Below are 20,021 nucleotides of genomic sequence, written 5' to 3' on the forward strand. Positions count from 1 at the left end.
GCAGGGAGACGTGCAGGTGCGAAGACGTGCGGGGTGCGCGGACGGGGCGACGGGGCGGGGTCCCGTGGGGGAGGGCAGGGGACGCCGAACCGGCCTACCGGCGTGAGCGCTGGGCGTCGACGATGCGGCGGACGGAGCCGTCGACGTCCGTCCGGGCCTGGACCCGTTCGGCGAAACCGGGGAACTGCCCGGCGACGGCACTCAGCAACCGCAGTTCCAGCGGAGCCACGTTCACCTCGCACCGGTCCCGGCGCACGGCACGCACGACGCCGTCGGCGACCTGGCCGGGCGTGACGGTCCTGATGCCGTTCGGCGTGGTGGCGCCGGTGGCCGCGAACATCCCGGCGTCCCGGACGAAGCCGGGCTGGACGAGGGACACGCCCACCCCCGTGCCCCTGAGCTCCTGACGCAGGGCGAGGGCGAATCCGCGCAGCCCGAACTTCGTCGCGTTGTACAGGGACGTCGACTTGGTCGCCGCCTTGCCGGAGATGGAGCCGACCAGCACGATGTGGCCGCGGCCGCGCTCCACCATGCGCTCCGCGAGCAGCCGGGACAGCAGGACGGGCGCGCGCAGGTTGACGTCGAGGGCCCGGTCGAGCTGCTCCTCGGTGTACTCCAGCAGGTCGCCGCTGGCGGGCAGGGCCGCGTTCGCGACGAGGACGTCCGTCTCGGCGCAGCTCTCGGCGAGTCGGACCACGTCGGACCGGTCGGCGAGATCGGCGACCACGGTACGGGCGCCCCAGGCGTCCGCGGTGGCCTTGAGGGCTTCTTCCCGGCGGCCGGTGACCGTGAGCCGGGCCCCGTCGGCGGCCAGGCGCGCGGCGAGCGCGGACCCGATTCCTCCGGTGGCTCCGGTGAGCAGAACGTTCGATCCGGACATGTCCACAACGACTCCCGTACGACGGCCCTCTACTGTTCGTTCGAACGAACAGTAGGGATCCCTCCGTCGGCTGTCCACACCGCGGACGTCCCCAACCGGCCTGCCCCGCAAGGGCCGTCACTGCGCCCGATGCGGCAGAATGCCGACATGTCCCAGGCTTCCGACACCCGCCAGAGCATCATCGACGCCGTACTGCGGATCATCGGGCAGGACGGCATCGCGGCCGTGACCAACCGGCGGATCGCCAAAGAGGCCGGGGTCTCCCTCGGTTCCGTCACCTATCACTTCGCCACCCAGCACGAGTTGCTGCGCGAGAGCCTGCTGCACTTCGTCGCCGAGGAGACCCGCCACTTCACCTCGCTCGCCGACACCTGCTCCGACGAGCGCTTCGACATCGGACAGGCGGCGGAGGTGGTGGCGCAGGTCGCGGGGGGCAACGCCTTCGACAGCCGCCACATCGCGCCCTTCGAGCTGTACGTGCAGGCCGGCCGTGACGAACGGCTCCGCGCCGCCGCGGCCGAGTGCTTCGCCGCCTACGACCTGCTCGCCGCCCGGATCCTGACCCAGCTCGGCGTGCCGGACCCCGAGCGCCTGGCCGGTGCGGCCGTCGCCCTGGTCTTCGGCCAGCAACTGCGCCGGCTGGCCACCGGCGCCCCCGCCGAGGACCTCGTCGACACCCTGCTGATCCTCACGAAGCTCACCCCGGGGGAGCCCTCGTAGGACCGGTCCACGACCGCCGGCCCGGTGCGCGCGGTCAGGCGCGGCAGCGGAGCACCTGCGGCGGGGAGGGACCGGCGGGGAGCGGGCGGGGCCGCCGTGGATCGTCCGCTCTGCCCGCTCTAACCTGGCACGATGACGTACGAGGGGGACTTCCGGGTCGGTGACGTGCTGTCGGTCGCCTGCCCCTTCACGCCGACCACGGTCGAACGCGGCGTGACGTGGAACCACGTGTCCGTGGTCTGGCCGTGGTGGCGCATCGACACCGCCAGCGACTTCATCCACTGGAACGGAATCGTCGCGTTGGGCGTGGACCGGGACGAGCACGCCCCGCAGGAGGACCAGATGGAGCTGTTCCGCACCGAACCATCCCCCGAGCACCTGAAAGCGGGAGACACCTGCCGGGTCGGCATCCCGCCGACCGTCGTCCACGTGACCGAAGTCGACCGTCACGACCCTCCGCTCGAAACCGGCTGGCTGCCACGCCCCGAACTGACCGTGGCCGTGCTGCGCCGTGGTCGGTCGTACCGGGAGTTCCCCGACTACAGCCATCTCAACGGCTCGGGGTACACCCTTCACCCGGGAGACGGGACCCCGTTCTCCTTCGAACTGCTGATGCGGCCGTACGCGTTCCTGCGGCCGGGAGACGAAGTCGCCGACGCCGGGGGCCGGGCCTGGCGCTTCGACGGACCCTGGGACTGGGCCGCATTCGACGGCGCGGGGCCCGGCGCCGGCCCCGAGTGGCCGCTGGTCCTGCTGACCCGCTCCGGGGCGCCGTGCTCCACCGCGGACGCGGAGGAAGTGGCCGCAGACACGGAGACCGGTTCCCACCAGGAGACCGTCCGGCGCTGGATGTCCCTCACCCAGGCATCGCCCACTCCCTAGCGGATGCCGTACGGCGCCCCCGCCATGGAGGCCCGCGTCGACGTCGCGGGTGCGCCTTCCCTCGGGATTCGCCCCCGGCCGGCTCATCGGCGGCCTACGGTACTGACACGCGGTGCCGCAAAGCCGCCGACAACAGGGAGGCCCCAGTGCCATCGTCCTTCGACCCTCAGCACGCCCCGGCCGGCGACGTCGGTGCGGCGCTCCTGGTGATCGACTCGCGGCTCAAAGCGATCTACGACGGCAAGACCGGGACCGGCCCCGAGCAGCGGCAGCTGACGGACCAGTTCATCGCGTCGATGGAGCCCCGGGAAGCCCAGGACCTGCTCGACGGGGCGTGCACGCTCATCTACATGTTCATGACCTGGCTGCGGAAGGCGCACGAGGAGCACGACAAGGACGTCATCGAGTACGTGGTGCCCCACTTCGTGGCCACGATGCGGACGATGTCCCGGAGCATCCGGCCCGAGTCCATCCCCACCATGGCCGCCATGGTCATCGCGGCGGGCACCGGCCTGAGCCCCAGCCTGTGGCGCAGGCAGTACGGGAGGTGGACCGAGGAAGAGATGAACCCCCTGGAAGCCACCGCCCTCCTCCTCGCGGAGCACATCAACCGGATCACGGGCGACCGCGACTACGCCACACGCCTGATCACCAACGCCCTCTCCGGCACGGACCGGGACTGACGACACTCACCAGGGTCCGCTTTGTTGGCATTTCGGGACATTGCCGCGCAGCCGTGGCGGGCAAGGATCCCACCGACCCGTGGGTCCGTGGGGAACGTCCGCGGAACCAGTCGGCAAGCCAGGGAGAGCCCAGCATGCGCACCAGCCGCACGTCCGCCACCGTCGTCGCCGTCATCTCGGCGGTCCTTGTGAGCGCGGGTACCGCGCAGGCAGCCCTGGCGGGCGACGACTCCGCCCCGTCGGCCTGCCGGCCGGCCAACCACCTCGCGAAGATCACGCGGGACCGGGCCGGCTCCGGGCACCTCCACTTCCGCGTCACGCTGACCGCGCCGAAGGGGTACGCGGCGTGCAGCCTCGTCGGTTCCCCGGCCGACGTGGTGTTCGCGCGGCACGGCGCACCGCTCGGCATCACGGCCGGGCGTTACGGCGACCAGAGCACCACGGTGACCTTCGGGCCGGGGAGCCCCGTCCACTTCGACATCCAGGTCCCCGACCAGGGCCGCTCCACCCCGGCGGACGAAGCGGCGTTCACGCTCAACGCCGCCGGCGGCCGGATCCCGGGCACCTCCGTCGCCGAAGGCACCTTCGCGGTGGCGGCCGGCACCGTCATCGGCCCGATCCGACCCGGAGCCTGACACCTGAGCCCCGCAGCCCCACCGAGCCGCGCCCGGCCGGCCCAGGGCGGTTCACGGCACGTCACTCGGGGTGTGCCACGGCGTCCTTCTGCAGCTCCGCTGCCGCCAGCAGACTCAGCTTCGGTTCCGCCTGGCGCAGCGCCCTCACCGCGGTGGCCGAGTCGATGTCACCCGTGAAACCGACATCGGCCAGCCGGGAGCGGACCCAGCGGGCGCGCAGCTGGGTTTCGGTGGCGGCGGCGGTGGATTCGACGAGCGCGGCGGCCCGTTCCAGACCGGGGCGCTCGGCGGGCGAGGCCTCGGCCAGGGCGTGGCGCAGGGCCGCCGCGACCGTGTCCGAGTCGCGGATGAGGAGTACGAAGTTGTGCTTCGTGTTCAGTCCCAGAAACCCAGTCATGCCGACCATCGTTGCGGCCGGATTCCGCACGCGGCAAGGGACTTGAGGATTCGCAGAGGTTCGGGCGGGGCGACGGGCCGCCCCGCCCGCCGCGGCTGTCCGGGGTCAGCCGTACGTGATCGGGAACAGCGCGGCGGTGCCCGTCATCGCCAGCAGGCGCAGGAACTGTCCCGGCGGCGCGTGCAGGCTGATGCGCAGGCCGTGTTCCAGTGCGGTGAGCCGGGCCTGGAGGAACGCGTTGAGGCCGGTGGAGTCGCAGAAGGTGAGCTCCGCGAGGTCGAGCACGATCTCGCCGGGAGCGTCGGGCTGGGTGATCACCGCGTGCAGGGCGCCGCGCAGTATGGGTGCCCGGTCCAGGTCCATCTCGCCGCCTACGCGCACGACGACGCGGTGCTCGTCGCCTTCCACCCGGACGTGCGGGACACCGTCTTCCTGATCACCCATGCCGCCCACTCTATGAGACGGCCGAGCGCCCCGGTGAGCAGCGCCCGTGCCCCCGTCGCCCAGGGCGTGATCAAGCCATCCGTTCCGTCACCTGATCGGCTCAGCAGGACCTAGAGTGTCCGCGTGACCGAGCAAAATCCCGAACTCATCGCCGGCCGGTACCAGCTGGTCGAACGCATCGGCCAGGGCGGTATGGGCCGGGTTTGGCGTGGCCTCGACCAGCAGCTCTTCGGACGCGAGGTCGCCGTCAAGGAGATCCTCTTCCCGCCGGGCATGGAGGAAGGCGACCGGGCCGCACTGCTCGCGCGGTTCACCGGCGAGGCCCGGGCGGCGGTCACTCTCAGCCATCCCGGGATCATCACCATCCATGACGTCGTGGACCACGACGGAGCCCCCGTCATCGTCATGGAACTGATCCGCGGGGAGTCCCTGGCCGCCGCCATCCGCAGCCGGGGCCGACTGCCCGTGCGGCGCGTGGCCGAGATCGGCGCCGCCGTCCTCGACGCCCTGACCGAGGCGCACGCGGCGCGGATCATCCACCGCGACATCAAGCCGGACAACGTGCTCCTGACCAAGGACCGCGTCGTCCTCACCGACTTCGGCATCGCCCACCTCGCGGACGCCACGACCAAGCTGAGTCACAGCGGGATCGTCATCGGCACGCCGCAATACATGCCGCCGGAACAGCTGGAGGGCAAGCGCCCGACCCCCGCCAACGACCTGTGGGCGCTCGGCGCCACCCTCTACCACGCCGTCGAGGGGCACCCGCCGTTCGCCGCCGAGGGGCTCCACGCCCTCGCCGTGGCCGTGTTCACCCGCCCGCACCGGCCGCCGGTCCACGCCGGACCGCTGGCGCCCGTGCTGGACGCGCTCCTCACCAAGGATCCGGCACAGCGAGTCGGTGCCGCGGAAGCGGCCGAGATGCTGGCGTCGGTGCTGCGGTCCTCCCCGCCCAGGACCGACGCACCCGCCGGCCGCGAGCCCGGGTCCGAGCCCGATCCGAGGGCAACCCCCGTACCGGAGGCGGCGCCGGAGCCGGCACCATCGCCGGAGCCGTCGTCGCGGACTCCCACGGTCCTGGACCACGGGTCCGCCGCCGACTCTCCGCGGCGCCCCGTGCCGGACCGGCCGGCCGGGCCGCCCGTGCCGGTACCCCCGGCCGAGGACCCGGTCACGCTCGGGGCGACGGCCAGGATGGAACACGCCGAGCCGGCGTCCGCCCGGCGGCGGGGCCGCCTCACCCGGCGCTCCGCGGTCCTGGGCACGGTACTGGCCACGCTCGCCACCGGCTCCGTCCTGACCTGGACCCTCACCCGTGACGACACACCCGGCGGCGGCGCGGCCGGCAACGGCTCGGCGCCCTCCGCCGTCACGGTGGTGATCGGGGTGGACGCACCCCTCAGCGGCGGGATGGCCCCGATGGGCGCCGGCATCAGGAACTCCGCCGACCTGGCCGCCAGGACCGCCAACGAAACGCGGCACGTACCGGGCGTGACCTTCGAGATCAAGGCTCTGGACGACGCCGCCGACCCCGCCAAGGGCGCACCGCACGCGGCCGAATTCGTGGCCGACGAGAAGGTGCTGGGGGTCGTCGGGCCCCTCAACTCCGGTGTCGCCCGGACCCTGGTGCCACCGCTCGCGCGGGCGGGCGTGGTCAACGTGTCACCGGGCAACACCGACCCCGTACTGACGCTGGGCCCCGACTGGGCCGCCGGCACCAAGTCCCGTCCCCACTCCACCTACTTCCGCACCATCGGCACGGACGTCGACCAGGGGCCGTTCGCCGCCCGGTACCTGCACGGCGAGCGGAAGAAGACCAAGCTCTACCTGGTCGACGACGCCAGCGCCCACGGCACCACCCTCACCTCCGGGTTCGCGGCCGAATTCACGAAACTGGGCGGGACCGTCGTCGGTACCGAGCAGGTCGATCCCGCAGAGCGCGCCTTCGAGGGCCTCGCCACGAGGGTGCGGTCCTCGGGCGCCGACGCCGTCTACTTCGGCGGCTACCACGACACCGCGGCGCCGCTCTTCCGGCAGATCGAGCAAGCGGGGGTGAACGTCCCCCTGATGGGCGGCGACGGCATCTTCGACCAGCAGTACCTCACGGCGAACCCGAAGGCCGAGGGCGACCTCGCGACCAACATCGGCGCTCCCGCCGAGGAGTCGGCGGCAGGGCAGGACTTCCTCGACCGGTACCGCGGGGCGGGGTACCCGGAGGCCGCCGGCTGGTACGGCCCGTACGCGTACGACGCGACCTGGACCCTCATCGAGGCGGTGAAGGCCGTGGTGACGGCCAACGGCGGCACCCTCCCCGGCGACGCCCGGGCGAAACTGCCGCAGGCCGTCGCGACGACGGCCTTCGACGGCGTCACGGGCCGTGTCACCTTCGACGGGGCCGGCGACGCGGTCAACCGCCGACTGACGGTGTACACGGTGAAAGCCGGCAGCTGGGCCACCGCGTACAGCGGGCCCGCCACCCGTTAGGGCGGGTTCGCGCCAACGAACCTCGCAATTTCGGGCTCTCTTCCGTTGGACACATGGAGTTAACCGCGCAAACAAGTCCATCGGGCTAACGTGTTTCTTGACCAGCCCTTGACCGACACTTGGTGTGCACAAGAGGTGATGAGTGTGGGGGAGAGGTGCGCTGCGGTGTTCGCACACGCGCACGGATCCCGTCGCATCGCGGTCGAAGGCCAGTCGGGAATCGATCCGTTCGGGTAGGCGCCCGTCCGACGCGCTGTCACGGCGCGCCAGGAGGAATGACCACGTATGCAGCCCCTCATCGACAACGCCCCGGCCCCGTGAGCGGCGCCGTGAACCCCCTGATCAAGTTTCCGCACCTCAGACAGGACTTCGCCGCCTCCCTGGTGGTCTTCCTCGTCGCGCTGCCGCTGTGCGTCGGCGTGGCGGTCGCTTCCGGTGTCCCGGCGGAACTGGGCCTGGTCACCGGCATCGTGGGCGGCATCGTCGCCGGGCTGATGCGGGGCAGCAGCTTGCAGGTGTCCGGGCCGGCCGCGGGCCTGACCGTGCTCGTCTTCGAGGCCGTCCGCCAGTTCGGGCCGGCCGCCCTCGGAGTGATCGTGCTGGGTGCCGGTCTGCTCCAGCTCCTCATGGGCGTGCTCAAGTTGGGCCGCTGGTTCCGGGCCATCTCGGTCGCGGTGGTCGAGGGCATGCTGGCCGGCATCGGGCTCGTGATCATCGCCGGTCAGTCGTACGCGGCGGCGGGCCTGAAGGCACCGGCGTCCGGTATCGACAAGATCACGGGGCTGCCGGACGCGCTGGTCCGAGCGGCCGGCAGCCCCGTGGCCCTGACTTCGCTCGGGGTGGGCGCGGGCACCATCGCCGTGATGGTGCTGTGGAAGAGGATGCCGAAACGGGCCCGGGCGGTGCCGGGCGCGCTCGCAGCGGTGTTGCTGGCCACGCTGGCCTCACTGGCGTTCGAGCTGCCGCTGGCCACCGTGGGGGTGCAGGGGCTGCTCGACGCGGTCCAGCCGCCAGGGGCCGACGCCTTCGGACAGCTGGCGCAGCCGGCCATCTTCGTCACCATCCTCGCGTTCGCGTTGATCGCGTCCGCGGAAAGCCTGTTCAGCGCGGCTGCCGTGGACCGGCTGCACGACGGTCCACGCACCGACTACGACAAGGAACTCGTGGCGCAGGGCGCCGGCAACACCGTGTGCGGGCTGCTCGGCGCGCTGCCGATGACCGCCGTGGGGGTGCAGGGGCTGCTCGACGCGGTCCAGCCGCCAGGGGCCGACGCCTTCGGACAGCTGGCGCAGCCGGCCATCTTCGTCACCATCCTCGCGTTCGCGTTGATCGCGTCCGCGGAAAGCCTGTTCAGCGCGGCTGCCGTGGACCGGCTGCACGACGGTCCACGCACCGACTACGACAAGGAACTCGTGGCGCAGGGCGCCGGCAACACCGTGTGCGGGCTGCTCGGCGCGCTGCCGATGACCGCCGTGATCGTGCGCAGCTCGGCCAACGTCCAGGCGGGCGCCAAGACCAAGGCCTCACGCGTGCTGCACGGAGTGTGGCTGCTGATGTTCGCGGCACTCCTGCCGTCCGTCCTGGAACTGATTCCGCTGCCCGCCCTCGCCGGCATCCTCGTACACGCGGGCTGGAAGCTGATCCCGTTCCGGCAGATCGTGCTCATGTGGGCCGCGTTCCGAGGTGAAGCGCTGATCCTCGTGGCCACGGCCGTGTCGATCGTCACGGTCAACATGTTCGAAGGCGTGCTCATCGGTCTGGCGCTGTCGGTCGCGAAAACCGCCTGGCAGGCCTCGCACGTCAACCTGGAGGTCGTCGACAAGGGAGCCGGCCCCGTCCAGGTGTACCTGTCGGGCAACGCGACCTTCCTCCGGTTGCCGAAGATCCTCGACAGTCTGGAGGCGCTGCCCCGGAACCGCTCCGTGGAACTGGACCTCTCCGGACTGCACCACGTCGACCACGCCTGTCGCACGGCGCTGCGGAACTGGGCCGAGCGGCACGGCACGGCCGACACGGAACCGGTGAGCGACAGGGCGCTGTAGGCACCCGCCGGTCTCCGACGCGAAGGGAGGAAGAGGGAGGAAAGGTATGTTTCGCCGTCCGTTCGGACCGTGCGAGGTACTAGGCTCCGGCCGTGGGACAGCCCGAGCAGCGCGCCGACGGCGCAGGACCGTTCACGACCCGGCTCACCTGGCACCGCTCCGAAGGCGAAACGGTGGTGTGGGAATCGCGGCTCGCGCGTCGGCGCGGGGCGCTGTCGGTCCGTGGCCCCGGAGGCACGGTCGCGACGGTTCCGAGTACCGATGCGCGGGCGCTGGTCCGTCTCCGCCGGCTCAACGCCGTGGCCTCGGGCGCGTTCGTCATCGGAGGAGCACTCTTCGCTCTCGGCGCCGCCGTTTCACAGTTCGGCTCGGGCGACGCGGGCGAGAGCGCCGCCGTCTACTTCGTCGGGGGCCTGTTCTTCAACATCGGGGGCTACGTCTCGCTCCTACAGGTGCTGAACGCGCCCCGCCACTCCCAAGGCGGCGGCCCGCTGGTCACGGGCGGCTGGAGGTGGTGGGGGTACGAGCCGATGCGCCTGGACTGGCTGAGTACGTTCGCGCTGTTCGCCGGGACGCTCGTGTTCGGCGTCAACCTGTTGGACTCGTTCCTACAGGGGCTCACCGTTCAGCAGACCAACAGGCTGATCTGGGCTCCGGACGTGATCGGATGCGTACTGTTCCTGGTCTCGGGACATCTCGCGTTCGTCGAGATCTGCCATCGGTCCCGGCCCTGCATCCGCTCGCGCGGTCTCGGCTGGTGGGTGGTCGCGGTGAACCAGCTAGGGTCCGTGCTCTTCATGGTTTCGGCACTCGCCGCGTTCACCCGGCCCGATACCGGAAGCCTGGTCAACACCGCCGTCGCCAACTGGGGAACGCTGTCCGGCGCGCTGTGCTTCTCGATCGGCGGCGTACTCCAGGCCTTCGAACGGCCCTGACGGCCATCCAGGTGCACTTCGATTCGCTCGACGCCTGAGGGGTAGGAGCCGGGCGATCGTTCACAGCCACGGTGTGCCAGGAGAGTGAAGCACGATGACGGATGACGCCTACCTGTTCCTCGCGGAGACCACGGCCGGCTGGCAGGGAACGCCGCTGGCCCTCGCAGGCGACCTGGAGTGCCTGGACACCCCGGCCGTGCAGGCGTGGTTCACCGCCCAGGGCGTGAACTCCACGTCGCCGAGCGTCCGCGTGGTGCCCCCCGAGCAGAGCGGGCTGATTCCCGAGGACGCCGAACGGCTCCCGGTCCCCCTGAGCGCGGAGGAACTGGAAGCGGTCCGTCGCGCCACGGCCACGGATTCCGTAGCGAGCGCCGAAGAGGATCTGCTCGCCTTCCGTGACAGCGAGGAAAACCGGGACGCCCTGCTGCGCCGGGCCCTGGCCGCCGGTGTACCGGCGCACCGGATCGTCGAACTCTCCGGCGTCGACCCGGCCACCCTCTCCTCCGCGTCCCAGTCCTGAACCCCACACCCGGAACGCGAAGGCCGAGCGATCCGGCGGTTCATATCTGTGACCGCGCGATGAGAGTTTGACGTTCCGTGCGGAGAGGGTATTTGCCGCAATGAACGGAGCAGAACTCTTCATCGTACGCGGGCCGCTACGGCATGCTACTGTCGATTTCAGTTGCAGTCGTGGTTCCCAAAAATCTAAAGCGCCTTCACCGGTATTCTCTGCCGCTGAACGCGCTTTTTACATCTCGGGATATTTTCCGGGCGGGGCATCATTGCGGCGACCCGGTAGCCGCACATCGCGGACACCGGTGTACTGCCCCAAAGGAGATATGACATGGCTGTTGGCACCGTGAAGTGGTTCAACGCGGCTAAGGGTTTCGGTTTCATCGAGCAGGACGGTGGGGGCGCCGACGTGTTCGCCCACTTCTCGAACATCGCCTCCCAGGGCTTCCGTGAGCTCCAGGAAGGCCAGAAGGTCAGCTTCGACATCGCGCAGGGCCAGAAGGGTCCGACGGCCGAGAACATCGTCCTCGCCTGACGCTGACGCGCACCTCGCAGCTGGGGCCCGCATCCTTCGGGGTGCGGGCCCCAGCTGCGCGCATTTCCGTACGGCCGGCGCCCGGCCGGTGGTTCCGGCCGGTTCCCGGTTCACCGGCGCCGGCGCGTACTGCGGAACCGGTATTTCACAGGAAGCGGCGAATGGGCTGGACGGCGATTTCACCGGCCCGTTGCAGGGCGGACCGCTTTTTCCAGCGGCCCGCCCTGATCAGTTCGCTGGCCGCCACGTCCGCCTCGAAGTGCTCGTCCAAGGTGGCCGTGAATTCCCGGTCGAGGACGGCGAGCATGACCTCTTCGTCATGGTCGAGGGACCGGCGGTTGAAGTTGGTCGAGCCGATCAGAGCCGCAACGCGGTCGACCGTGATGACTTTGGCGTGCATCATCGTCGGCTGATACTGGTAGATCTTCACACCGCAGGCCGTGAGGGCCTCGTAATGGTGCTGACCGGCCAGCTGGCAGACCCGTTTGTCGGTGTGCGGCCCGGGCAGCACGATCTCCACCTCGACGCCGCGCCGCGCGGTCGCGCACAGCAGGTCGATGAAATACACGTCCGGTGAGAAGTAGGCGGTGGCCAGCCGGAACCGCTCCTCGGCAGACTCCAGCATCACGCGTATCAGGGTCTGCATGTCCTGCCAGCCGAAGCTGGCCGAGCCGCGGACCACCTGCACGATGGCATCGCCCTGCGGACGGTGCTCCGTGAACCGGTCGCGCTCGTCGAAGAGTTCGTCATGGCACTCGGCCCAGTTCTGCGCGAACGCCGCAGCGATCCCGTCCACCGCGGGACCGTGGACCTGCACGTGGGTGTCGCGCCATTCGTTCTGGTTGCGGGCGTCGCCGCACCACTCCTGTGCGATCCCGACCCCTCCGGTGAAGGCGGTCTCTTCGTCGACCACCAGGACCTTGCGGTGGCAGCGGTGGTTCTGCTTGAGCGGTGAGAGGTACAGCGGCTTCCGGAACCATGCCACCTGTACTCCGGCCCGCTCCATCGCCCGAAGCTGCTCGGCCTCGATCAGCCGGCTTCCGAACCCGTCCAGCAGCAGCCGCACCCGAACCCCCGCCCGGGCCCGCTCCGCGAGGGCCTCGGCGAACTGGCGGGCGATGTCGCCCTTCCAGTACACGAACGTCATCATGTCCACGGTGTGCTCGGCACGGCGGATCCCCGCCAGCATCGCGGAGAAGATCTGGTCCCCGTTGCGCAAGGGGACCAGCCGGTTGCCCTCGGTCGCCGCGATGCCAATCAGTCTCTCCAGACGCCTGCGTATCCGGCTGACGTGGGCATCCGTGGCCGTGTCCGACGCCGCGGCGGGCTCCGTCGTCAGGCGCGGCGGCTCGTGCGTACTGGTCATGACATCCCCCGGCCGGAACACGACGAATGATGAAGCCCGGTGCCCGGTCCGGCGCGGGTGAGCAGCCCGCAGACTATACCCCCCCGGTGCCGCGGCCGCCTCGGCCCGGCCCTGGCGCAGGATGCGGCCGGCCCCCGGACCGGGACCGGCCGCATTCCCCGTCCGGCGCTCAGCTCCGCGAGCGCGCGGGACCGGTCACAGGCTTCGCGTGAGGCGGTCGGTGAGCAGCCGGGTGAAGCGCGCCGGGTCGGACAGGTCGCCCCCCTCGGCGAGCAGCGCGCTGCCGTACACGAGCTCGGCGATGTCCGCCAGGGCGGGATCGTCGGCGTTCGCCCCGTGTGCCGTGCGCAGGGCGGTGATCAGCGGGTGCGTGGGGTTGAGTTCCAGGATCCGCTTGACCGGAGGCATCTGCTGGCCCATCGCCCGGTACATCTTCTCCAGGGTCGGAGTCATGTCATGGGCGTCGCCGACGATGCAAGCGGCCGATGTCGTCAGCCGCGACGACAGGCGGACCTGCTTGACCTCGTCGGACAGGGTGGCGGTCAGCCAGGGCAGCAGGGCTGCGAACTCCTCGTCGCGCTTCGCCCCGGCCTCGGTGTCCTCGGCGCCGTCGGCCGGCCCGTCGAGGTCGACCTGGCCCTTGGCGATGGACTGCAGACGGTGGCCGTCGAAGGCGGAGACCTGGTCGGCCCACACCTCGTCGACGGGGTCGGTCAGGATCAGGACCTCGTACCCCTTGGCGGCGAAGGCCTCCATGTGCGGCGAGTTCTCCACCATGGTGCGGGACTCGCCGGTCAGGTAGTAGATCGCGTCCTGGCCGTCCTGCATGCGCTCGACGTACTCGCGCAGGGTGGTCGTCTTCTCCTTGTCGTGCGTGGACTCCGCCGACACCAGTTCCAGCAGTGCCTCGGTGTTGTCGGTGTCCTCCAGGAGGCCTTCCTTCAGGACCCGGCCGAACTGGGTCCACAGCTTCGCGTAGCGCTCGGAGTCGCCGGCCTGCACGCCCTTGAGCGCGCCGAGGACCTTCTTGACCAGACGCCGGCGCACGCTGCGGATCTGCCGGTCGTGCTGCAGGATCTCGCGGGAGATGTTCAGCGACAGGTCGTGGGCGTCCACCACACCCTTGACGAAGCGCAGGTAGTTCGGCATCAGCGCTTCGCAGTCGTCCATGATGAACACGCGCTTGACGTACAGCTGCACACCGCGCTTGCTCTCGTGGGAGAACAGGTCGAACGGCGCCTGGGAAGGGACGAACAGCAGGGCTTCGTATTCGAAGTTGCCCTCGGCCCGCATGTGGATGGTCTCGGCCGGATCGTTCCAGTCGTGACTGATCTGCTTGTAGAACTCGCTGTACTCGGCCGCGGTCACCTCGCTGCGGGGGCGGGCCCAGATCGCCTTCATCGAGTTGAGCGTCTCGATGTCGTGCGTGGTGGCGTCATCGGTGCCGGTCCGCTCGATCGCCATCCGGATGGGCCACCGGATGAAGTCCGAGTACTGCTTGACGATCTGACGGATCTTCCACTCGGTCAGGTAGTCGGCCAGCCCGTCCTCGTCGTCGGCGGGCTTGAGGTGCAAGGTCACCGAGGTACCGACCGGCAGGCCGTCGACGGCCTGGATGTCGTAGGTGCCCTCTCCGTCCGACTCCCACTGGGTTCCCGCGGTGGTGCCGGCCCGACGGGTCCGCAGGGTGACCCTGTCCGCGACCATGAACGCGGAGTAGAAGCCCACTCCGAACTGCCCGATCAGGCTCTGCGCCGCGGCGGCGTCCTCGGCCTCCTTGATCTTCTGCAGCAGGCCGGCGGTACCGGACTTGGCGATCGTGCCGATCAGCTCCACGACGTCGTCCCGGCTCATGCCGATCCCGTTGTCGCGGACCGTCAGCGTGCGGGCGTCCCGGTCGGCCTCCAGCGTGATGTGCAGGTCGGAGGTGTCGGCCGCGAGGTCCGCGTCGGTCAGCGACTCCAGCCTCAGCTTGTCCAGGGCATCGGAGGCGTTCGAGATCAGCTCGCGCAGGAAGATGTCCTTGTTCGAGTAGATCGAGTGGATCACCAACCGGAGCAACTGACGGGTCTCGGCCTGAAATTCGAGCGTCTCGACACTGCTACCCACTTCTGGGGGCTCCCTTCTCACGGATGAAACGCATCATAAGCGGGTCCCCGCCCGGCCGCGCAGCGGCTCCAGCCCCACGGCAGCGGTCACGCTCCGGTGCCGCGGGCCGAGTTCAACCGTCGTGAAACCGGCCGCCCCGCTTCGCTCCCGCCGATCGGCGACGAAACTGGTGTTCCGCAACCGCTCCAGTCCCGCACCGTCCGAGGGGACCCCATGCTCCAGCTCCGCCGCCCCGCCCACTCCTTACGGGCGGAAGCCGCGTTCCGTACCCGTCTCGCCGCCGAGGGCGCGCTGCTCGTCGAACCGGCCTGGCTCGGCAACGGCATCCCGCACCGGGTCCGCTGCGCCGCGGGCCACCTGTGCATGCCCCGCCCGTCCAACGTCCAGCAGGGGCAGGGCCTGTGCCGGACCTGCGCCCGCAAGGACCCCGCCGCGGCCTCGGCGGCCTTCCTGGAACGGCTGACGGCCGATGGCGCCGTCCTCCTCGAACCCGCCTGGCTCGGCGTTCACGCCCCGCACCGCATCCGGTGCGCCGCAGGACACGTCAGCCACCGGCGGCCCTCCACGCTGCGCCGCAGCGGCTGGGTCTGCCGGCACTGCCCCCGGCAGCGCTGATCGCCGTCCGCGATCAGACCGGGTCCGCGTCGGTGAGCGGGGGAACCGCGCGCGGACGCAGGACCATGAACGGGCCTTCCAGGCTCGCCACCATGGCAAAGGGGAACCGGTCGACCTCGAGGCAGAGCGCGACGTCATCGGGATGGACTCCTTGACGCACCCCCTCCGCCAGTTCGGAGGCGGCGCGCGACGCGGCGGCGCGCCGGACGAACTCGGCGGGATCCGCTCCGGAGCCGGTGGCCCTCCGGGCGATGTACTGAGCACACGCCAGGTCTTCGTCGGCCTGCCCGTCCTCGCCGGTGACCACGAACGTGACACCGTCACTCGCGCGCGTCCGCAAGAGCTGAGCCGTTGCCTCCGCCACCACGAAGGCGGCGCACAGCACCAGCTGCGCCTCCTTGACCGCGAGGGCGCCGACCGTCCCGGCGGTGGTCTTCTGCACGACGGTCCGTCCGTCGAGGTCGATGGACCGCAGCATGCCCGGCGAGTTGACGGTGTCGAATCCGGGCGCGAGGGGGCCGTCTTTGATCGCCACCCAATCAGGGTGGCGAGTCTTCAGCGCCAGGGCTTCGTCCAGGGACTCGGCGAGGACGATCTTTTCCGCCCCCTGGGCGAAGGCCCAGGCGGCCACGGTGAAAGCCCGCATGACGTCGACCACCACCGCCACGGACGGGGCTTCGGACAGATCGGCCATACCAAGGAAACGGGTGTCCATCTTGGTCATGATCACGCATGCCCGACCCGAGATCCCCGGAGAGTGATGCGCGTCACACCGCTCCTGTGCCGGGTAACGTGCCCGGATATGACGGACAGGACAGCAGAGTCGCCGACGCAGACCGTCCAGCGGTTGTTCCCGCTGCTCGCCGAAGGGAAGAGCGCAGAGGCGGCGGCCTTGTTCGCCGACTCCGTGTCGTTCTCCGTCCCGCACCCGCCGGGCATCCCGTGGGTGCCCGAGGCCGACTCGGCGGAGGGCATGCGGACGTTCTTCGAGCTGTTGCGGACCCACGTCCACGCCAAGGAGTTCGAACTCCGCCAGGTCATCGCCGAGGGCGACGACGTGGTCCTCCTCGGGCGCATGGTCTCCGAGGTCAAGAAGACGGGCCGGGACATCGCCACCGCGTTCGCCCTCCACGCCACGGTCCGGGACGGGCGGATCACCCGGTACCACCTCTACGAGGACACCTATGCCGTCGCCAGGGCCTACTTCGACGACTGACCGTCCGGCGGACCGGCCCGGCTCCCACATGTGACCACACCGTCACCCACGGTATCCGTTGCCGAAAGCCGGTTCCGTCGCACCGATGAGTTCGCGGACACGCCGGGGTCCCTCTCTTGACGGACACGACCGACTCACCTGGAGCAAGCCATGGGCCTCATCCACATCGAGCTGTTCGCGACCCTCGACCTCGTCGGGCAGGCGCCCGGCGGTCCTGACGAGGACCCGGTGGGGTTCCCGTTCGGCGGCTGGCAGGCGCCCCTGCTGGACGAGGTCGCCGGGGCGCAGGTCAGCGCCGCGTACGAGGGCACGGACGCCCTGCTGCTCGGCCGGCGGACGTACGACATCTTCGCGGCCTTCTGGCCTCACCAGGAGGGCGGCGAGGACGACGAGATCGCCACGCTCTTCAACGGCGTCCCGAAGTACGTGGCCTCTCGTGGCAGGCCCGACCTCTCGTGGGCCGGGTCCAGGCAGCTCGGCCCGGACCTCGCCGCCGCGGTGCGCGAGATCCGTGACCGGCACGAGAACGTGAAGGTCGTCGGGAGCCTGAACCTGGTGCAGACCCTCCTGCGCGAGAAGCTCTTCGACCGTCTCGACCTCTGGGTGCACCCGATCGTCCTCGGCGTCGGCAAGAAGGTGTTCGACGACGGCGCGGTGCCCGCCAACCTCACGCTCCTCGCACCCCCGGCAGCCGGCCCGAAGGGCGCCGTGTACCTGCGCTACGGGCTCGCCGACGGCACACCCGCAACGGGAGACATGAGCGCACCCGATCGCGGTACCGGGCGCGACGACTGAAGCCTGCCGGCGGCAGTGCCGGCGCTGCCGGAGGGCCGTCAGGGGTTCTTCGGGAGTGCTGCGACGGCCTCGTCGACGGTGCCCTTCCACAGCGTGGTGATCGGGTCGTACACCGCGATGCCGGTCACCGGGGCGCCGATCTCGGCCGCGGTGAAACGGCCGCCGGGGTGGCCCGGGTTGGCGGTGACGGTCAGGCTCGGCACGTAGCGGGCCGCGCCGCTCCGGTCATCGGTGCGCAGGGCGGCGTAGAGGCGGCCCTTCGCTCCGAGCCGGTGGGGGCCGCTCTGCACAGGAGGTACCGGCCGCGCCGAGCCGTCCAGACCGGCGAAGGTCACGGTGGGGAACCGGTCGATCGTGCAGGAGGTGTTGCCCTTGTTGGTGACGGTGACCAGGACGACACCGCTCGCGATCGGGGGCAGGGCGTGCGCTTCGTAGCCGAGCGCCGCCTTGGCGCAGGCGCCCGTGGTGACGGGGGCGGCGGTCTCGGCGTGGGCGCTCGCGGCCGTCGCGCCGGTCAGGAGCGAAGGGGCGAGGGCGAGGACGGCGGCGCGCGTGAGCGAAGTCATGTGTCCAGTCTGCCTGTTCGCGGCTGACCCCGCCCCGCGGGACGGCGGTGTTCGGCCAGGCGGTCGACTCGGCCGCTCCGCGACCGTCGGCGGCCGCCGGGTGAGGGACCGGGGGAGCGGGGCCCAGCGGTGTGCGCGGTCAGGGCCGGGGTTTGCGGTGGCGACCCGTTCCCGGGGCCAGTGGGTTTCGGCCGGTGACGGGGCCGGTCGTCCCGGGCTGGTCGGCGGGCGCGCTCTCGGGGTTCGGGCCGAGGGCCCGGCAGGCCGCCGCGTAGTCCTCCACCGTCGACAGCGCCTGCCAGGCGAAGCCGTCCCATTCGAGGATCAGGCGCGGGGCGTCGGGGTCGAGGTGGGCGGCGCGCTGCGGGCCGGCGCCGAGGGTGACGGCCTTCCTTTCGCCGGGCTTGCGCAGGCGGCCTTGGCGACGGGCGGCCCACCGGTCGAGGGGTTCGTCTTCCACGTCGTACCTCCCTTGAGCAGAGGCAGCACCCTACCGAAAGAGCCGCCCTCGCAGTCGGTTTCGCCATAGTGCCGACGCCGGACACTAAGTGACGCTATGTTGCACATCCGTGGTCACCCTCCGCGACGAAAGGCCCCTGCCATGCCCCGCGTCAACCTCGCCCAACTGGCCGCCGCCGTTGCCGTCGTCCAGGCCGCCGACGAAGTCCGTCGTGACCCGGCCGTCGTCAAGGCGGCCAAGCAGTTCAGGGAGGACAGCGTCCGGGCCTTCCGCTCCGGTGGTGCGCTGGCGCGCGAGGCCCAGTCCTCCTGGCGTCGCCACAGCCCGCTGAACAAGAGGGCCGCAACCGATGAATGATTTCAGCGCGGAGGCGATGGGCTCCGTGGTCCGCGAGCACCGCCAGGCCCAGAGACCCGCGATGACCCAGGAAGAGCTGGCCGCGCGCGCCGACTACGGGAAGGGCGGCGCGGTCTCGATCTCCCGGATCGAGCGCGGGCTCATCAGCCCGGGGGAACACCGGCTGGCCGCCATCGCCCTCGCGCTCCAGCTGACACCCGGGCAGCTCAAGCACGAGGCGCAGGAGCGGACCAGGTCCCTCGCCCGTCAGCGCGGCCGGCGGCCGGTGAAGTTGCGCGACCAGGTCGCGGAGACGAAACGACGTCACGCCGAGATCAACGAGAAGGCGGCCCAGCGGTCGAAGATCACCCAGGAACTCGGGGAAGCCTTCAACGACGTCCACGATGCCGCCCGCGACGAGTTCTTCCTGCGGTTCGTGGAGCTGGCCGAGAGCATCAGCGGGGCGCCCGAGCCGGCGAGGCCGAGTGAGGAGGAGATCGAGAGCACGGGTGAGATCCCCACCGCGCTCCGCGTCGAGGCCATGTCCATCGGGATCGCCAACGCGATCCGCGGTGCCGCCGCCGGCGGTGCGGCCGGGGCAGCGGCCGGCGGAGCCGCGGCCTACGGTGCTTTCACCGCCGCCGCGTTGTTCGGGACCGCCTCCACCGGCACGGCCATTTCGGCGCTGTCCGGGGTCGCCGCGACCAACGCGACCCTGGCCCTCCTGGGAGGCGGCACGCTCGCCGCGGGCGGAGCGGGCATGGCGGGCGGAATCCTCCTGCTGACCGGCATGGTCGCCGCCCCGGCGGCAGCGCTGGCGGCCGCCGGCTTCTACGTCTTGAGGAAGCGCCGGAACAAGAAGGAGGAGGAGCGTCTGCGCACCGAGGTCGATGCCGCGCAGTCGGCTCTGGACCAGTCGCAGCAGGGCTTCGACGCGATGATCGACGTACTCCTCCGCGCCACGGACACCATGGAATACGTCACCGTCCACGGCACCCACGCCCTGGAGAAGTGGCGGCTGAGCCTTCCGCCGGAACCCCGGGACTGGGCATCGCTCGGGTCCGAGGGGCAGGAACGGTACCAGGAGTTCCTCGCCGTGGCGGGCTGCCTCCTTGCCGTGAGCAGCATCAACGTCAGTGCTCTCCTCACGGCGAAGCCCGACGCCGTGCGCGAGGTGGACAAGGCCATCGACGAGACGCTGCGGTACGCGGACAAGACCATCAAGTCGCTCGTCTGAGTCGCGAAGCCGTTGTGCAACCCCGTGAGGGGGCGCCGACCGCATTCGAATCCTCGCGGGAACGTTTCCGCACGTCAAGCGGCATGTTCCGGGCACGGACCGGCTGCGATGTCGAACGCGGTGGGAGCGGTCCCCGCACGGACGGGTGATCATTTGTCGGCCACCCGGACC

The 20,021-nt window shown here is 70.7% G+C and carries 22 protein-coding genes; 14 read left to right on the forward strand and 8 right to left on the reverse strand.

Annotated features, from left to right (window positions below; all coding sequences use genetic code 11):
* Window positions 1-94: 94 nt before the first annotated feature.
* Entirely contained in the window at window positions 95-886 is a 792-nt protein-coding gene (locus tag ABZZ17_RS09040) for an SDR family NAD(P)-dependent oxidoreductase (RefSeq protein WP_356873628.1), read from the reverse strand.
* A 141-nt stretch (window positions 887-1,027) separates the two neighbouring features.
* Here ABZZ17_RS09040 and ABZZ17_RS09045 point away from each other — a divergent pair, with 141 nt between their 5' ends.
* The 4 genes from ABZZ17_RS09045 (at window position 1,028) to ABZZ17_RS09060 (ending at window position 3,800) form a co-directional block, all read left to right on the forward strand.
* Window positions 1,028-1,600: a TetR family transcriptional regulator gene (locus ABZZ17_RS09045; RefSeq protein WP_356873630.1), complete on the forward strand. Its 573-nt coding sequence runs from the start codon at window positions 1,028-1,030 to the stop codon at window positions 1,598-1,600.
* A 132-nt stretch (window positions 1,601-1,732) separates the two neighbouring features.
* Window positions 1,733-2,482 carry a hypothetical protein gene (locus tag ABZZ17_RS09050; protein ID WP_356873632.1) on the forward strand — a complete coding sequence of 250 codons (750 nt, stop codon included), beginning with the start codon at window positions 1,733-1,735 and terminating at the stop codon, window positions 2,480-2,482.
* Between the two features lie 146 nt (window positions 2,483-2,628).
* Window positions 2,629-3,165 carry a hypothetical protein gene (locus tag ABZZ17_RS09055; protein ID WP_356873634.1) on the forward strand — a complete coding sequence of 179 codons (537 nt, stop codon included), beginning with the start codon at window positions 2,629-2,631 and terminating at the stop codon, window positions 3,163-3,165.
* A gap of 134 nt (window positions 3,166-3,299) precedes the next feature.
* Window positions 3,300-3,800 (forward strand): hypothetical protein, encoded by a 501-nt coding sequence (locus tag ABZZ17_RS09060; RefSeq protein ID WP_356873636.1) that lies wholly within the window; start codon window positions 3,300-3,302, stop codon window positions 3,798-3,800.
* A 61-nt stretch (window positions 3,801-3,861) separates the two neighbouring features.
* Here the strand turns inward: ABZZ17_RS09060 and ABZZ17_RS09065 are convergent, their stop codons facing one another.
* Window positions 3,862-4,197, reverse strand: a complete 336-nt coding sequence (locus tag ABZZ17_RS09065; protein WP_356873638.1) for a hypothetical protein — start codon at window positions 4,195-4,197, stop codon at window positions 3,862-3,864.
* 105 nt (window positions 4,198-4,302) lie between these two features.
* Complete coding sequence (locus ABZZ17_RS09070; protein ID WP_356873640.1) at window positions 4,303-4,641, reverse strand: STAS domain-containing protein; 339 nt, start codon at window positions 4,639-4,641, stop codon at window positions 4,303-4,305.
* Window positions 4,642-4,764: 123 nt separating this feature from the next.
* On the opposite strand from ABZZ17_RS09070, the gene ABZZ17_RS09075 reads away from it, so the two are divergent.
* The 5 genes from ABZZ17_RS09075 to ABZZ17_RS09095 all read left to right on the forward strand — a co-directional run bounded on the left by ABZZ17_RS09075 (window position 4,765) and on the right by ABZZ17_RS09095 (window position 11,150).
* On the forward strand, window positions 4,765-7,125 hold the full coding sequence (locus tag ABZZ17_RS09075) for an ABC transporter substrate-binding protein (protein WP_356873642.1): 2,361 nt from the start codon (window positions 4,765-4,767) through the stop codon (window positions 7,123-7,125).
* A 338-nt stretch (window positions 7,126-7,463) separates the two neighbouring features.
* Window positions 7,464-9,167 carry a SulP family inorganic anion transporter gene (locus tag ABZZ17_RS09080; protein WP_356873906.1) on the forward strand — a complete coding sequence of 568 codons (1,704 nt, stop codon included), beginning with the start codon at window positions 7,464-7,466 and terminating at the stop codon, window positions 9,165-9,167.
* 92 nt (window positions 9,168-9,259) lie between these two features.
* Window positions 9,260-10,102 carry a hypothetical protein gene (locus tag ABZZ17_RS09085; protein WP_356873644.1) on the forward strand — a complete coding sequence of 281 codons (843 nt, stop codon included), beginning with the start codon at window positions 9,260-9,262 and terminating at the stop codon, window positions 10,100-10,102.
* A 94-nt stretch (window positions 10,103-10,196) separates the two neighbouring features.
* On the forward strand, window positions 10,197-10,622 hold the full coding sequence (locus tag ABZZ17_RS09090) for a DUF6003 family protein (protein ID WP_356873646.1): 426 nt from the start codon (window positions 10,197-10,199) through the stop codon (window positions 10,620-10,622).
* 324 nt (window positions 10,623-10,946) lie between these two features.
* Window positions 10,947-11,150: a cold-shock protein gene (locus ABZZ17_RS09095; RefSeq protein WP_356873648.1), complete on the forward strand. Its 204-nt coding sequence runs from the start codon at window positions 10,947-10,949 to the stop codon at window positions 11,148-11,150.
* A gap of 145 nt (window positions 11,151-11,295) precedes the next feature.
* Here ABZZ17_RS09095 and ABZZ17_RS09100 read toward each other — a convergent pair whose 3' ends face one another.
* Both ABZZ17_RS09100 and htpG read right to left on the reverse strand, forming a co-directional pair.
* Entirely contained in the window at window positions 11,296-12,516 is a 1,221-nt protein-coding gene (locus ABZZ17_RS09100; RefSeq protein ID WP_356873908.1) for a phospholipase D-like domain-containing protein, read from the reverse strand.
* A gap of 195 nt (window positions 12,517-12,711) precedes the next feature.
* Complete coding sequence (gene htpG / locus ABZZ17_RS09105; RefSeq protein ID WP_356873650.1) at window positions 12,712-14,625, reverse strand: molecular chaperone HtpG; 1,914 nt, start codon at window positions 14,623-14,625, stop codon at window positions 12,712-12,714.
* 213 nt (window positions 14,626-14,838) lie between these two features.
* Between htpG and ABZZ17_RS09110 the strand changes: the two genes are divergently transcribed.
* Window positions 14,839-15,240: a hypothetical protein gene (locus ABZZ17_RS09110; RefSeq protein ID WP_356873652.1), complete on the forward strand. Its 402-nt coding sequence runs from the start codon at window positions 14,839-14,841 to the stop codon at window positions 15,238-15,240.
* A gap of 13 nt (window positions 15,241-15,253) precedes the next feature.
* Here the strand turns inward: ABZZ17_RS09110 and ABZZ17_RS09115 are convergent, their stop codons facing one another.
* On the reverse strand, window positions 15,254-15,955 hold the full coding sequence (locus ABZZ17_RS09115) for a 2-phosphosulfolactate phosphatase (RefSeq protein WP_356873654.1): 702 nt from the start codon (window positions 15,953-15,955) through the stop codon (window positions 15,254-15,256).
* Between the two features lie 87 nt (window positions 15,956-16,042).
* On the opposite strand from ABZZ17_RS09115, the gene ABZZ17_RS09120 reads away from it, so the two are divergent.
* Both ABZZ17_RS09120 and ABZZ17_RS09125 read left to right on the forward strand, forming a co-directional pair.
* Window positions 16,043-16,456 carry a nuclear transport factor 2 family protein gene (locus ABZZ17_RS09120; RefSeq protein WP_356873656.1) on the forward strand — a complete coding sequence of 138 codons (414 nt, stop codon included), beginning with the start codon at window positions 16,043-16,045 and terminating at the stop codon, window positions 16,454-16,456.
* Window positions 16,457-16,606: 150 nt separating this feature from the next.
* Window positions 16,607-17,251 (forward strand): dihydrofolate reductase family protein, encoded by a 645-nt coding sequence (locus ABZZ17_RS09125; protein ID WP_356873658.1) that lies wholly within the window; start codon window positions 16,607-16,609, stop codon window positions 17,249-17,251.
* Window positions 17,252-17,289: 38 nt separating this feature from the next.
* Here ABZZ17_RS09125 and ABZZ17_RS09130 read toward each other — a convergent pair whose 3' ends face one another.
* Window positions 17,290-17,817, reverse strand: a complete 528-nt coding sequence (locus tag ABZZ17_RS09130; RefSeq protein ID WP_356873660.1) for a DUF4232 domain-containing protein — start codon at window positions 17,815-17,817, stop codon at window positions 17,290-17,292.
* Window positions 17,818-17,956: 139 nt separating this feature from the next.
* Window positions 17,957-18,277, reverse strand: coding sequence for a DUF6087 family protein (locus ABZZ17_RS09135; protein WP_356873662.1), 321 nt, complete (start codon window positions 18,275-18,277; stop codon window positions 17,957-17,959).
* 141 nt (window positions 18,278-18,418) lie between these two features.
* On the opposite strand from ABZZ17_RS09135, the gene ABZZ17_RS09140 reads away from it, so the two are divergent.
* Complete coding sequence (locus ABZZ17_RS09140) at window positions 18,419-18,634, forward strand: hypothetical protein (protein WP_356873664.1); 216 nt, start codon at window positions 18,419-18,421, stop codon at window positions 18,632-18,634.
* Window positions 18,627-19,850 carry a hypothetical protein gene (locus ABZZ17_RS09145; protein WP_356873666.1) on the forward strand — a complete coding sequence of 408 codons (1,224 nt, stop codon included), beginning with the start codon at window positions 18,627-18,629 and terminating at the stop codon, window positions 19,848-19,850. Before ABZZ17_RS09140 ends, ABZZ17_RS09145 begins: the two co-directional genes overlap by 8 nt.
* Window positions 19,851-20,021 lie beyond the last annotated feature (171 nt).

It is taken from the genome of Streptomyces sp. NPDC006512, from assembly GCF_040611935.1.
GTDB lineage: Bacteria > Actinomycetota > Actinomycetes > Streptomycetales > Streptomycetaceae > Streptomyces.